Origin of the sequence: Chitinimonas taiwanensis DSM 18899, assembly GCF_900119825.1 — a bacterium.
Taxonomy (GTDB): Bacteria; Pseudomonadota; Gammaproteobacteria; order Burkholderiales; family Chitinimonadaceae; genus Chitinimonas; species Chitinimonas taiwanensis.
In genome coordinates this window covers 25782-37891 of the sequence record NZ_FPKR01000001.1, presented here as the reverse complement: position 1 = coordinate 37891, position 12110 = coordinate 25782, and the positions used below count along the sequence as shown (strand labels likewise).

The 12110-nt window shown below is 63.7% G+C and carries 14 protein-coding genes and 1 tRNA gene; 12 read left to right on the top strand and 3 right to left on the bottom strand.

Annotated features, from left to right (window positions below; translation table 11 throughout):
- Positions 1-3 precede the first annotated feature (3 nt).
- Together BT173_RS00200 and BT173_RS00195 are read left to right on the top strand one after the other, a co-directional pair.
- Positions 4-690 (top strand): response regulator transcription factor, encoded by a 687-nt coding sequence (locus BT173_RS00200; RefSeq protein WP_072426606.1) that lies wholly within the window; start codon positions 4-6, stop codon positions 688-690.
- Positions 677-2086, top strand: coding sequence for a sensor histidine kinase (locus tag BT173_RS00195; protein ID WP_084657994.1), 1410 nt, complete (start codon positions 677-679; stop codon positions 2084-2086). Before BT173_RS00200 ends, BT173_RS00195 begins: the two co-directional genes overlap by 14 nt.
- A 46-nt stretch (positions 2087-2132) precedes the next feature.
- Here BT173_RS00195 and BT173_RS00190 read toward each other — a convergent pair.
- A tRNA-Ala gene (locus tag BT173_RS00190) sits at positions 2133-2205 on the bottom strand.
- 95 nt (positions 2206-2300) lie between these two features.
- Here BT173_RS00190 and BT173_RS00185 point away from each other — a divergent pair.
- The 6 genes from BT173_RS00185 to BT173_RS00160 all read left to right on the top strand — a co-directional run bounded on the left by BT173_RS00185 (position 2301) and on the right by BT173_RS00160 (position 7496).
- The gene (locus BT173_RS00185; protein ID WP_072426930.1) at positions 2301-3557 is read left to right on the top strand and encodes a glutamate-5-semialdehyde dehydrogenase; all 1257 of its coding nucleotides are present in this window, start codon (positions 2301-2303) and stop codon (positions 3555-3557) included.
- A gap of 184 nt (positions 3558-3741) precedes the next feature.
- Complete coding sequence (locus BT173_RS00180; RefSeq protein ID WP_072426604.1) at positions 3742-5352, top strand: methyl-accepting chemotaxis protein; 1611 nt, start codon at positions 3742-3744, stop codon at positions 5350-5352.
- A gap of 10 nt (positions 5353-5362) precedes the next feature.
- Complete coding sequence (gene nadD / locus BT173_RS00175) at positions 5363-6016, top strand: nicotinate-nucleotide adenylyltransferase (protein WP_072426603.1); 654 nt, start codon at positions 5363-5365, stop codon at positions 6014-6016.
- Between the two features lies 1 nt (position 6017).
- Positions 6018-6425 (top strand): ribosome silencing factor, encoded by a 408-nt coding sequence (gene rsfS, locus BT173_RS00170; protein ID WP_072426602.1) that lies wholly within the window; start codon positions 6018-6020, stop codon positions 6423-6425.
- On the top strand, positions 6422-6889 hold the full coding sequence (gene rlmH, locus BT173_RS00165) for a 23S rRNA (pseudouridine(1915)-N(3))-methyltransferase RlmH (RefSeq protein WP_072426601.1): 468 nt from the start codon (positions 6422-6424) through the stop codon (positions 6887-6889). The genes rsfS and rlmH overlap by 4 nt, the downstream gene beginning before the upstream one ends.
- A gap of 7 nt (positions 6890-6896) precedes the next feature.
- Positions 6897-7496 (top strand): Maf family protein, encoded by a 600-nt coding sequence (locus BT173_RS00160; protein ID WP_072426600.1) that lies wholly within the window; start codon positions 6897-6899, stop codon positions 7494-7496.
- 45 nt (positions 7497-7541) lie between these two features.
- Here BT173_RS00160 and BT173_RS00155 read toward each other — a convergent pair whose 3' ends face one another.
- Both BT173_RS00155 and pyrE read right to left on the bottom strand, forming a co-directional pair.
- Complete coding sequence (locus BT173_RS00155) at positions 7542-8153, bottom strand: DUF4124 domain-containing protein (protein ID WP_072426599.1); 612 nt, start codon at positions 8151-8153, stop codon at positions 7542-7544.
- Between the two features lie 14 nt (positions 8154-8167).
- Positions 8168-8809 carry an orotate phosphoribosyltransferase gene (pyrE, locus tag BT173_RS00150; RefSeq protein ID WP_072426598.1) on the bottom strand — a complete coding sequence of 214 codons (642 nt, stop codon included), beginning with the start codon at positions 8807-8809 and terminating at the stop codon, positions 8168-8170.
- 91 nt (positions 8810-8900) lie between these two features.
- On the opposite strand from pyrE, the gene BT173_RS00145 reads away from it, so the two are divergent.
- From BT173_RS00145 to BT173_RS00130, 4 genes are all read left to right on the top strand, one after another.
- Positions 8901-9671, top strand: coding sequence for an exodeoxyribonuclease III (locus BT173_RS00145; RefSeq protein ID WP_072426597.1), 771 nt, complete (start codon positions 8901-8903; stop codon positions 9669-9671).
- A gap of 2 nt (positions 9672-9673) precedes the next feature.
- Entirely contained in the window at positions 9674-11125 is a 1452-nt protein-coding gene (locus BT173_RS00140; RefSeq protein ID WP_072426596.1) for an AmpG family muropeptide MFS transporter, read from the top strand.
- An 18-nt stretch (positions 11126-11143) separates the two neighbouring features.
- Positions 11144-11449 (top strand): STAS domain-containing protein, encoded by a 306-nt coding sequence (locus BT173_RS00135; RefSeq protein WP_084657992.1) that lies wholly within the window; start codon positions 11144-11146, stop codon positions 11447-11449.
- 75 nt (positions 11450-11524) lie between these two features.
- Positions 11525-12103: a YqiA/YcfP family alpha/beta fold hydrolase gene (locus BT173_RS00130; protein ID WP_072426594.1), complete on the top strand. Its 579-nt coding sequence runs from the start codon at positions 11525-11527 to the stop codon at positions 12101-12103.
- The last annotated feature ends 7 nt before the right edge of the window (positions 12104-12110 follow it).

Below are 12110 nucleotides of genomic sequence, written 5' to 3'. Positions count from 1 at the left end.
GTCATGCGCCTCTTGCTGATCGAAGACCAGCTGGATACCGCGGCGTTTATCCTGAAAGCGCTGCGTGAAGCCGGCCATGCCACCGATCATGCGCCCGATGGCAAGGAAGGCCTATTCCTGGCCACAACCGAACCCTATGACGCGATCATTCTGGATCGCATGCTGCCCAAGGTGGATGGCCTGACCATCTTGCGCACACTGCGTGCCTCGGAGATCCGTATTCCGGTGGTCATCCTGTCCGCCTTGGGTGAGATCGATGACCGTGTCGATGGCCTGCGTGCCGGCGGCGACGATTACCTGGTCAAACCGTTTTCCACCATTGAACTGCTGGCCCGCCTGGATGCCGTGACCCGGCGCGGTGGCAGCCAGGCCGAAGCCGATCCGCACCTGCTGCGCGTGGCCGATCTGGAACTCAACCGCCTGAGCCGCACTGTGCGGCGCGCCGGCCAGCCGGTTGAGCTGCAGCCGCGCGAGTACCAGCTGCTGGAATATCTGATGCGGCACGCCGGCCAGGTGGTGACCCGCACCATGTTGCTGGAAGCGGTGTGGGACTACCATTTCGACCCGGGCACCAATGTGATCGATGTGCATATGAGCAAGCTGCGCGCCAAGATCGATCTGCCCGATATGCTCAGCCTGCTGCAGACCGTGCGTGGTGCCGGCTACCGGCTTGGCAATGCCGAACAGTAAACCCGCACGTGTGCGCGCCATGCGCATCAGCTATTACACCTGGTTCATCATTGGCCTGTCCGCCCTCGCCTTGGGTGGGGTGACGGTGTTTGCCCTGATCAGCTACCGCGAAACCCAGGGCGTGATGATTGCCGAGTTCCAGGCGGCGCTACGTGAAGAAACCACCCTGCTGGAAACCATCTACCAGCTGCAGGGCCGTAAGGCGCTGACCGAGGTGGTGACGGCACGTGCGAATGCCAATGTTGATTCGAGCGGCAATGAGCCGGTCGCGGTCTATCTGCTGACCGATGCCAAGGGCAAGAAGCTGGCCGGTAATCTGCCGGCCTGGCCTTCCGCCGTCAGCGCCGAGGATGAGAGTTCGCTGCAATTCATCGACCCGATCAGCGGCGACACCGTGGTGGCGGTGGTGTTTCTGCTGTATGCCGACCAGCGCCTCTTGGTGGGGCGGCGCGCGGTGTTCGAGAACGTCGGTCGGCATCTGTGGCGCAACTACGCGGTGCTGGTCACGACTTTCCTATTTGCCTCGGTGGCGGGCGGTTGGGCATTCACCCGCTTGCAAAGGCGGCGTTTGGGCCGTATTACCGCGACTGCCGAGCGCATCCGCCGCGGTCATCTGGACGAGCGCATTCCGCAAGGCCGGCGCCGCGATGAAATCGAAGCGCTGATCGGCCAGCTGAATCTGATGCTCGATCAGGTCGAAGCGCTGATGCAGCACGCGCGCTCGACTTCCAGCGCGATTGCCCACGACTTGCGTCACCCGATCAGCCGTCTGCGCAATGAGCTGGAAGTGCTGGCTGAAACGACCGACAACCCGGAAACCCGCCAACGCCTGGAGGGGCTGACCGCCGATATCGATCAGATCCTGCGCATCTTCCAGGCCGTGCTGCGCCTGGGGCGACTGGAAGCGGGCGCCTATCCGCTGCACCTGGAGACGGTGGATATGGTTGAGCTGATCGGCGATGCCGTTGCGCTATACGAGCCGATGGCCGAGGCGGCAGGGCGGCAGATCCGCTTTACCGGCACCAGCTGCCGGCGCAGCGTGGACCGCGATCTGCTGTTCCAGGCGGTGGCCAATCTGCTGGAAAACGCGCTCCGGCATGGCGGGGGCGATATCGAAGTCAGCCTACAGGCTGCCCATCTGAGCGTACGGGACCATGGTGTCGGTATTGCTGCCGCTGACCGCGAACGGGTGCTGCAGCCCTTCGTGCGTCTGGACGAAAGTCGCAGCACCGCAGGCAGCGGCCTGGGGCTGAGTCTGGTGCGCGCGATCAGCGAAGCCCATCACGGGCGCTTGCAGCTTGATGATGCACAGCCGGGGCTGATCGCCAGCCTGTGGTTCGATCTGGATGAGCAGACGGCGCCCACGGTGCCGGATGGCGTATCGGCTGCGCGCTGATCGCAGTGCGCGGCAAGCGCTGCGGCTGCAGCGCGAATCGGGAATGTGGACCGAAGGAGGATCGAACTCCCGACCTCCGCATTGCGAACGCGGCGCTCTCCCAGCTGAGCTATCGGCCCAATCGCAGGCGAATATAAACGTGCCGATTCGGTCCGACAAGGGCGGGGCGAATCTGGCAGAATCGTTTGCAGAGCCTGACTGGATGGAGCCGCAGATGGATATCAAGCAATACATGAATGAACTCGGCCGTGCCGCGCGCAAGGCTTCGCGCCTGATGGCCCGTGCCGACACCAATGCCAAGAACACGGCGCTGAATGCGATTGCCGATGCCATTGAGCGCGAGGCCGAGGCTTTGCTGGCCGCCAACGCGGCCGATCTCGCTGCCGCCCGCGCCGGCGGCCTCGACGCTGCCCTGCTCGACCGCTTGGCACTGACGCCCAAGGGCGTGGCCAGCATGGCCGAGGGACTGCGTCAGATTGCCAGCCTGCCGGACCCGGTTGGCGAGATGAGCGACTTTGCTTATCGCCCGAGCGGCATTCAGGTCGGCAAGATGCGCGTGCCCCTGGGCGTGATCGGCATCATCTACGAGGCGCGCCCGAATGTGACTGCGGATGCGGCTGGCCTGTGTTTGAAGTCGGGCAATGCCGCCATTCTGCGTGGTGGCTCCGAGGCGTCGCGTTGCAATCAGGCGATTGCCGCGCTGGTCAAGGAAGGCTTGCGTAGCGCCGGCCTGCCTGAGGCGGCCGTGCAGGTGGTGGAAACCACCGACCGTGCCGCGGTCGGTGAGCTAATCACCATGAGTGAGTATGTGGACGTGATCGTGCCGCGTGGCGGCAAGGGGCTGATCGAGCGTATCAGCCGCGAAGCGCGTGTGCCGGTGATCAAGCATCTGGATGGCATCTGCCATGTGTATATCGATGACGAGGCCGACCCGGACAAGGCGCTGCGCATTGCCGACAACGCCAAGACCCACCGTTATGGCACCTGCAATACGATGGAAACCCTGCTGGTGAACGAGAACGTCGCCGAACTGATCCTGCCGCCCTTGGCCGCCATTTACGCCGCCAAGGGGGTGGAGTTGCGCGGCTGCCCTCGCACGCGCGATATCGTGCCGGCGGCGTTGGCTGCCAGCGAGGACGACTGGCGCACCGAATACCTGGCGCCGATTCTGGCCATCCGCGTGGTGGACGATCTGGATGCGGCGATTGCCCATATCAATGAGTACGGCAGCCATCACACCGATGCCATCGTGAGCGAGAACTACAGCAAGGCGCGCCGCTTCCTGCGCGAGGTCGACTCGGCCAGCGTGATGGTGAATGCCTCGACCCGCTTCGCTGATGGCTTCGAGTATGGCCTGGGTGCCGAGATCGGTATCTCCACTGATAAGATCCATGCGCGCGGGCCGGTGGGGCTGGATGGGCTGACTAGCCAGAAATGGATTGTGCTGGGAGATGGGCAAGTGCGCGCCTAGTGCATTAGAATTTACTTCATTACCTCGCGCGGCGCGGTTTTCACGCACGCCAAGCGGCCTAAAACGGCCGCGCTGGCGTGCGTTTATATTTCTGCCGCCGGTTTGTGCCCCTGCAGGCTTTCGGCTACCTTGAAGAGTCCTGTTCGGCCCTTCCTGTCCTGCCATCTCTCAGAGAAACGAAGAAATGAAGACCAATCTGCCCGTCACTCAGCTTGAGCGTTTCCTCAAGCCTGCCGAACCGATCGTGACCCATACCGATCTGGCTGGCGTGATTACCTATGCCAATCCGGCCTTCGTGGAGATCAGCGGCTTCAGCCATGAGGAATTGCTGGGCAAGTCGCACAATGTGGTGCGCCACCCGGACATGCCCCAGGAGGCGTTCGCCGACCTGTGGCAGACGGTCAAGGATGGGCTGCCCTGGCGTGGCTTGGTCAAGAACCGCTGCAAGAATGGCGACTTCTACTGGGTCGAGGCCTATGTGACGCCTCTGCGCGAACGTGGCCAGGTGGTCGGTTATATGTCGGTGCGCAATGCACCTGATCGCAGCGAGGTGGCGCGCGCCGAGGCACTGTATCGCGAAGTGCGCGAGAAGCGTGCGAGCTTCCCGGCGACGGTACGTGGCACCGTGTTGCAGCAGCTGTCGTTCAGTCAGCGCGCCTGGCTGGCCTTTATCTTCCTGGCGCTGATCAATCTGGCGACTGGCCTCGCTGCCAGCCTGGATGCCGGCGCCGGCGTGATCTGGGGCCTGGCGGGGCTCGGGGCGCTGGCCGCCCTGATCGGCGGTGGCTGGTGGATCAGCAATGCCGCCAACTCGCTGCGCAAAGTGGGCACCGCGATCGCGCGTATCGAGGAAGGTGACTTCCGTTTTCAGCTCAAGGTGGACAAGACCGACGAGTTCTCCGACATGATTCTGTCCATGCAGTCGCTGGCCGTGCATCTGCGCGCGTTGATTGCCGATGTGCTGGCGACCTCGCACAAGATCGCTGATCAGTCGCAGCATCTCGATCAATCGGCCGAAGCGCTGGCGAAGCAGACCGGCATGCAGTCGGAACAGGCGATGCAGGTGAGTGCCGCCACCGAGCAGATGAGTGTGTCGGTGACCGAGATCAGCCGCGCTACTCAGGAAACCGCCGAGAGCGCGCAGCAGGCCAAGGTGATCGTACGCGAGGGCGAAGCGAATATGCAGGCCAGCCGCAGCTCCACCGGCCGCATCGTTGAGGTGGTCGGTGAGGCGCGTTCCACGCTGGATGACCTGAACCAGGCGGTCGCCCGCATCGGCAGCATGACCGGCACTATCAAGGAAATCGCCGATCAGACCAATCTGCTGGCCCTGAATGCCGCGATCGAAGCGGCGCGCGCCGGTGAGTCGGGCCGCGGCTTCGCCGTGGTGGCCGACGAGGTGCGCAAGCTGGCTGAGCGCACCACGCAGTCCACCCAGGACATCAGCAATAACGTGACCAATATCCAGATGGTGACCCAGGCCACGCTGATGACCATGGATGACGCGGTCAGCGAGGTGGCGAATGGCACGGCCGCCATCGAGGCGACCAGTCGCGATCTGGAGGCGGTGGCCAAGGCGTCCGAGCGCACCGTGGCGATGACCGGGCAGATTGCCGACACGCTGCGGCAACAATCGGCTGCCGCCGAGGAAGTGGCGAATACCATCGAGCGCATGGCGGGCACCATCGACGCGAACAATCGTGAGGCCCACGATGTGGCGTCCTCGGCTGAGCGCCTGTCGCAGACCGCCAAGGCGCTCAAGGCCCTGGTCAAGCAATTCGAAAAGTCGATCTGAGGTTGCGCGCATGCGCCTGGGCATCTTTGGTGGCAGCTTTGATCCCATCCACTACGGGCATCTGCGCATTGCCGAGGAGTTCGCCGATCTATTGGCGCTGAACCGGGTAGATCTCCTGCCCACCGCCAATCCGCCGCACCGCCAGGCCTTGCAGGCCGGCAACGTGGCGCGCCTGGAGATGGTGCGGCTGGCGATTGCCGGCAACCCGCGCCTGGGCCTGGATGCGCGCGAGCTGCAACGTTCCGGGCCGGCCTATACCTTTGACAGCCTGTGCGAGCTGCGCGCCGAATTAGGTCCTCAGCTGAAGCTCAGTTGGCTGATCGGTGCGGACAGTTTTCTCTCGCTCGACCGCTGGCATCGCTGGCGCGAGCTGCTCGATCTGGCTCATCTTGCTGTCGCCTGCCGGCCCGGTTTCGATCTCCTGCGTTGGAAAGAACTGGCGTCACCTGAGCTGGCTGAGCAAGTCCTGCCTAGAATTCAAACACTTAGCGTGACCGACCCCCTCGATGCGGGTACAATCGCGCTTTTGCCAACAACGCCGCTCGCCATTTCCAGCACCGCGATTCGGGCGCAACTGGCCACCGGGCACTCTGCCCGCTACCTCTTGCCCGATACCGTGCTCGATTACGCCGGGCGGCATTTGCTTTATCAGGCCGCTAAATAATATGACCCAACACCTCACTATCGAGCAGATGCGCGATATCGCCGTCGCCGCCCTGGAAGACATCAAGGGCGAGGACATCCTGGTGCTCGACACCACCAAGCTGACCGCCATGTTCGAATGCATGATCGTTGCTTCCGGTAACTCCAACCGCCAGGTCAAGGCGCTGGCCAATAGCGCGCGCGAGAAGCTCAAGGAAGCCGGTGCCGAGATTCTTGGCATGGAAGGCGATGTGACTGGCGAGTGGGTGCTGGTCGATGCCGGCCCGCTGATCATCCATGTGATGCTGCCGGCCGTGCGCGATTACTACAATATCGAGCAGTTGTGGGGCGGCCAGAAGCCGACCTTCAACCCGACCCGTCCGTGGGAAGCTGCCATCCAGGCGCATGACGATCCTGCCGGCAAGGCATGAAGCTCTACATCATCGCGGTTGGGCACAAGATGCCCGACTGGGTTGAGATCGGCTTCAGGGAGTATGTGAAGCGCATGCCGCGCGAGGCCCAGGTCGAGCTGATCGAACTCAAGCCCGGCCAGCGCGCCGGCAGCTCGGTGGAAAAAGCCATGGACACCGAGCGCGAGCGCATTCTGGCTGCACTACCGAGCGGTTGCCGCAAGATCGTCCTCGATGAGCGCGGCGCCAACTGGACCACGATGAAGCTGGCCGACAAGCTCAAGGGCTGGCAGCGCGAAGGCGGCGATGTGGCCTTCGTGATCGGGGGGGCCGATGGTCTGCATGCCGATATCAAGCGCCAGGCCGATGAGCTCTTGCAGCTGTCGGCACTGACCATGCCTCATGGCATGGTGCGCGTGCTGCTGGCTGAGCAGCTGTACCGGGCCGTGGCCATCAATCAAGGTCACCCCTACCATCGCGAGTAAATCGCCCATGTCCGACAAGCCCCTGATCTACCTGGCCTCGGCCAGCCCGCGCCGGCGCGAGCTGCTTGGCCAGATTGGCATTCCCTTCGAGCGCATCGCCTGCGAAATCGACGAAACCCCGCTGCCCGGTGAGGCGGCTCGTCCCTATGTGGAGCGCTTGGCGCGTGCCAAGGCTGCGGCCGGTATTGCTGCGGCCCAGGCAGCCGGCTTGCCTACGCGTCTCTTGCTGGCTGCCGATACCACGGTGGCGCTGGAGGGGCAGATCTTGGGCAAGCCCATCGACGCGGCCGATGCACGCGCCATGTTGGCCCAGCTGTCGGGCAGCACGCACGAGGTACTGACCGGGGTGGCGATCAGCGATGGGCAGCGTTGTGAATACCAGCTGTCCTGCAGCATGGTGCGTTTTCGCCAGCTGAGTGCTGCAGAGATTGCTGCCTATGTAGCCAGCGGCGAGCCGCTCGACAAGGCAGGCAGCTATGGCGCCCAGGGGCTGGGCGCGGTGCTGATTGAGGAAATTCGCGGCAGCTTCAGTGGCGTGGTCGGCCTGCCGTTGGCAGAGACGGTGGCCTTGCTGCAGCGCTTCGACTACCCATTCTGGCCCGCCTGAGGCGCCGGCTTGGCTAAATAAAAAACCGCCCCGTAGGGCGGCTTTTTATTTGGCACTCGGGCCGCGTAGTTCGATCAAACGCTTCTTGTCCTGCTCGGCGCGCTCGCGCAGCTGAGCCGCCTCGCCTTCCTTCTGCTTGATGTCCTGCTGCAGCTTGGCGATTTCCGCCTTGCGGGTGTCGATCTTTTCCTGCAGGTCGGCCGAGATCGGCTTTTTCGCCGCACTCAGCTTGTCGGCCTTGGCCTGGAACTCATCCAGGCGTTTCTGCACCACTTCCTGGCGCGAGCGGTCGGACTGGATGCCGGCCTGCACCTGCTCCAGATTGCGATTCAGCAGGGTGTCGATTTCGCTGGTCTTGGCGAAGCTATTCAGCAGTGCCTTGTCGCGCCGGCGCGCATCGAGTTCCTTCTGTTCACGCTCACGCTGCTTGGCCAGTTCCTGTTCCTTCACAGCGCGCTGCTCGGGCGTCAGATAGCCTTCGGTCTTGTCGACCACCATGCCACGCTCGTTCAGCCGTGTCGTGCCCTGCTTGGTTTGCTGCTGGGGCGGCTTGTCGCTGTACTGCACCTTGCCGTTCTCATCCACCCATTTATAGATGGCGGCGGAGGCGGGCAGGCTGAGCAGCAAGGCGGCGAGCAGGGAAACACGAGCAGACATGGGGAGCAATTTCCTTAAGCGACGCCGAAGTCGGCGCGATAACGTTGCACCGCCTGCAAATTACGTTCCAGCTCGGGCTGGCCGTTCAGGTAGGCAATCAGGTCAGTCAGATTGGCGATGGCGACCACCGGAATGCCATAGCGGGCTTCCACTTCCTGTACGGCCGATTGCGTGCCCTGGCCGCGTTCCTGGCGGTCCAGTGCGATCAGTACGCCAGCGGGTTCAGCCCCTTGGGCGCGGATCAGCTCGACTGACTCGCGTACCGAAGTGCCGGCCGAGATCACATCGTCAATGATCATCACCCGGCCCTTGAGCGGTGCGCCGATCAGCGTGCCGCCCTCGCCGTGGTCCTTGGCTTCCTTGCGATTGAAACAAAACGGCACATTGCGCCCTTTTTCGGCCAAGGCGACCGCGGTGGTGGCGGCCAGCGAGATGCCCTTGTAGGCGGGGCCGAACAGCATGTCGAAGGGCACGCCCGAAGCGATGGCCGCATCGGCATAGAAGCCAGCGAGCTTGCCGATGCTGGCGCCGTCGTGGAACAGGCCGGCATTGAAGAAGTAAGGCGACTGGCGGCCGGCCTTGGTCTGGAATTCACCGAAGCGCAGCACCTGCTGCTGAACGGCGAAGGCAATGAACTCGGTACGGGATGCGGACATGGGATAGGCCTGAAAAGCAAGACAGCATGCGGGTTTCGAAGTTTTATAGCATATCATTCCGGCTCTTCCTTCGTCCTGCCGAGCATCTGCCATGCGTATTGTTTCCGCCAATCTGAACGGGGTGCGTTCCGCCGCCAACAAGGGTTTCTTCGACTGGCTGCAAAGCAGCGGCGCCGACGTGGTATGCGTACAGGAACTGAAGGCGCAATTGCCCGATATGAGCGCAGCCATGCTGGCACCGGCCGGCTACCACGGCTTCTTCCATCCTGCCGAGAAGAAGGGCTACAGCGGTGTGGGCATCTACTGCCGCCGCGCGCCCGACCGTGTGGTCGAGGGGCTGGGCATTGCCGATATCGATGCCGAAGGCCGCTATCTGCGCGCCGACTTCGGCCAGCTGTCGGTGATCTCGCTCTACCTGCCCTCGGGCTCGAGCAGCGAAGAGCGCCAGCAGGTGAAGTTCAGCTTCCTCGAGCGCTTTATGCCGCATATGCGTGCGCTGATCGCCGAGGGGCGCGAGGTCATCGTCTGTGGGGACTGGAATATCGCCCACCAGCCAATCGACCTGAAGAACTGGAAGGGCAATCTGAAGAACTCCGGCTTTCTGCCCGAGGAACGCGCCTGGCTGAGCGAGCTGTTCGGCCATGGCTGGGTGGACGTCTGGCGCACGCTCTACCCGGAGGCGCCCGGCTACACCTGGTGGAGCAACCGTGGCCAGGCCTATGCCAAGGATGTGGGTTGGCGCATCGATTACCACATCAGCACGCCAGGCATCGCCGCCCAGGCCCAAGCCGGCAGCATCTACAAAGACATCAAGTTCTCCGACCATGCGCCGCTGACCATTGATTACGCGGGTGCGTTGTAAGCATGGCTTTCGCGCACTATCTGACGGTTTTCGGCAATCGGCGCGTGGCGGCGGTGCTTGGCCTCGGCTTCGCTTCCGGCCTGCCGCTGGCACTGACGGCCGGCAGTCTGCAAGCGTGGCTGACCGTGGCTGGCCTCGATATCGCCACCATTGGCTACTTCGCGCTGATCGGCCAACCCTACACCTATAAGTTTCTCTGGTCCCCGCTGCTCGATCGCTTCGAGCCGCCCTGGCTCGGGCATCGGCGTGGCTGGCTGCTGATCACCCAGCTCTTGCTGGCCGCGGCCATCTTCGCCATGTCGCTGATCGACCCGGTGCAGGCGCCGGGCCTCTTGGCCCTGTTCGGCGTGGGGGTGGCGTTTCTGTCCGCCAGCCAGGACGTGGCGTATGACGCTTATCGCACCGAACTGCTGCGCGACGAAGAGCGTGGAGCCGGCGCGGCGGTCGGTGTGCTCGGCTACCGGCTAGCCATGCTGGCCTCGGGCGCGCTGGCCCTGATCGCGGCGGAGAAATGGCTGGGCTGGCCGGCCACCTACCGCCTGCTGGCCGGCGTGATGGCCGGCATGGCCCTGATTACCTTGCTATCGCCACGCCTGGCCCTGCCCGAGGCGCCCAAGTCGGCCGCCAGCCTGGAGCTGAAAGGCTTTGCCGCCATGCTGGCGGGCGCCTTGCTCGGCTATCTGTGTGCGCGCTATGCGCTGGCCCTGCTGGGCGTGCCGCTGGAGGGCAAGGGCTGGGGCCTCGTCTACCTGGTCGGTGAAGTGGCACTGGCCGGTGCGTTTGCACTGTGGGCGGCGCGCCGTACCGGCTTCCCGGCACTGACCGGTCCCTTGGATGAATTCATCAGCCGGCGCGGTGCCTGGATGCTGCTGGCATTAATCGTGCTGTACAAGCTGGGCGACGCGTTTGCCGGCAGCCTGACCACCGCCTTCCTGCTGCGCGGCATGAGTTTCAGCCAGGTCGAGGTCGGCGAAGTCAACAAGGTGTTCGGTCTGATTGCCACCCTGGTTGGCGCGCTGCTCGGCGGCTTATTGATGCCGCGCCTGGGGCTGTGGCGGGCGCTCTTGCTGTTCGGTGCGCTGCAGGCGGTGTCCAACCTGATGTACTGGGTGCTGGCGATCTCGGGGAAGAGCTATGGCCTGATGGTGCTGGCGGTAGGCATCGAGAATCTATGCGGCGGCATGGGCACCACGGCCTTCGTGGCGCTGTTGATGGCGCTGTGCAACCCGCAGTTCACCGCCACCCAGTTTGCCCTGCTGTCGGCACTGGCCGCCTTCGGGCGTGTGTATGTGGGGCCTGCGTCGGGTGTGTTGGTGGATGCTTTCGGTTGGGCGAGTTTCTTCCTGCTTACCGTGCTGACGGCCCTGCCTGGACTGATATTGCTGATCGGCTTGCGCGCGCCGATCGATGCGCTGGCGGCCTCCAATCAGGAGGTGCAGCCAGCTGACGGATGATTTAAGTAGTGGATATGGATGGCTATGCAAGCAAGCTGCAGTATTGAAAACGGACAGGCCCGCATCGTCTTGGCGGGCGACTTCACCTTCGAAGGTCATCAGGCCTTCAAGCAGGCGACCCAGCAGGTGCTGGCCAGCGAGGACGTCAGCCTGCTGAGCGTGGACTTTGATGCCGTCGACTATATGGACAGTGCCGCGCTGGGCATGCTGCTGCTGCTGAAGGAACGCTTCGGTGAGCGTCCTATCCAACTGCTCAAGTCGCGCGGCACGGTGCGCGCGGTGCTGGATGTGGCGAATTTCGGCCGCTTGTTCCAGCTCGACTAGCCCCCATCTGCACGCTGAGCGAAACGCGCCCCTGGGCGCGTTTTTCGTATCCCAGTCCAAGGAGACAAGCCCGCCATGAACAAGCTGCTGTATTTGCATGGTTTCAATAGCAGCCCGGCGTCGGACAAGGCACGCCAGACCGAGGCCAGCCTGCGCGAACGCGGCCTGGCCGAGCGCTTTATCTGCCCGACCCTGCCACCCTCGGCTGAGGCGGCGGCCGCCACGATCGCCACGCTGATCGATGCACATGGCGCGGCCAATCTGACCTTGGTGGGTAGCTCGCTGGGCGGTTTCCTGGCCAGCTGGGCGGCCGAGCGCTTCGATGTGCCGCGTGTGGTGCTGATCAACCCGGCGGTACGCCCGGCCCGTCTGCTGCATGCCTACCTGGGGCCACAGCGTAATCTGTATACCGGCGAGGAATACCTGCTCGAGGCCCACCATATGGACGAGCTGGTTGCGCTGGAGCCGCCACGCATCACGCCATCGCGTTACTGGCTACTGCTGGAGACCGCCGACGAGACGCTCGATTACCGCGATGCGCTCGACTACTACGCGGGCTGCCGGCAAACGGTGATCGCCGGCGGCGACCATGGTTTCCAGAACTGGGGGCGCCTCTTGCCCGAGGTGCTGACCTGGGCCGGCTTGGACGGCTGAATCGGGA

Bases quoted from the DNA above. Each gene is read 5' to 3' on its own strand.
- BT173_RS00180 (WP_072426604.1), top strand. From the start codon at position 3,742: ATGAAGACCAATCTGCCCGTCACTCAGCTTGAGCGTTTCCTCAAGCCT.
- BT173_RS00140 (WP_072426596.1), top strand. From the start codon at position 9,674: ATGGCTTTCGCGCACTATCTGACGGTTTTCGGCAATCGGCGCGTGGCG.
- BT173_RS00195 (WP_084657994.1), top strand. From the start codon at position 677: ATGCCGAACAGTAAACCCGCACGTGTGCGCGCCATGCGCATCAGCTAT.
- nadD (WP_072426603.1), top strand. From the start codon at position 5,363: ATGCGCCTGGGCATCTTTGGTGGCAGCTTTGATCCCATCCACTACGGG.
- rlmH (WP_072426601.1), top strand. From the start codon at position 6,422: ATGAAGCTCTACATCATCGCGGTTGGGCACAAGATGCCCGACTGGGTT.
- BT173_RS00135 (WP_084657992.1), top strand. From the start codon at position 11,144: ATGGCTATGCAAGCAAGCTGCAGTATTGAAAACGGACAGGCCCGCATC.
- BT173_RS00155 (WP_072426599.1), bottom strand. From the start codon at position 8,153: ATGTCTGCTCGTGTTTCCCTGCTCGCCGCCTTGCTGCTCAGCCTGCCC.
- BT173_RS00185 (WP_072426930.1), top strand. From the start codon at position 2,301: ATGGATATCAAGCAATACATGAATGAACTCGGCCGTGCCGCGCGCAAG.
- BT173_RS00160 (WP_072426600.1), top strand. From the start codon at position 6,897: ATGTCCGACAAGCCCCTGATCTACCTGGCCTCGGCCAGCCCGCGCCGG.
- BT173_RS00200 (WP_072426606.1), top strand. From the start codon at position 4: ATGCGCCTCTTGCTGATCGAAGACCAGCTGGATACCGCGGCGTTTATC.
- rsfS (WP_072426602.1), top strand. From the start codon at position 6,018: ATGACCCAACACCTCACTATCGAGCAGATGCGCGATATCGCCGTCGCC.
- pyrE (WP_072426598.1), bottom strand. From the start codon at position 8,809: ATGTCCGCATCCCGTACCGAGTTCATTGCCTTCGCCGTTCAGCAGCAG.
- BT173_RS00130 (WP_072426594.1), top strand. From the start codon at position 11,525: ATGAACAAGCTGCTGTATTTGCATGGTTTCAATAGCAGCCCGGCGTCG.
- BT173_RS00145 (WP_072426597.1), top strand. From the start codon at position 8,901: ATGCGTATTGTTTCCGCCAATCTGAACGGGGTGCGTTCCGCCGCCAAC.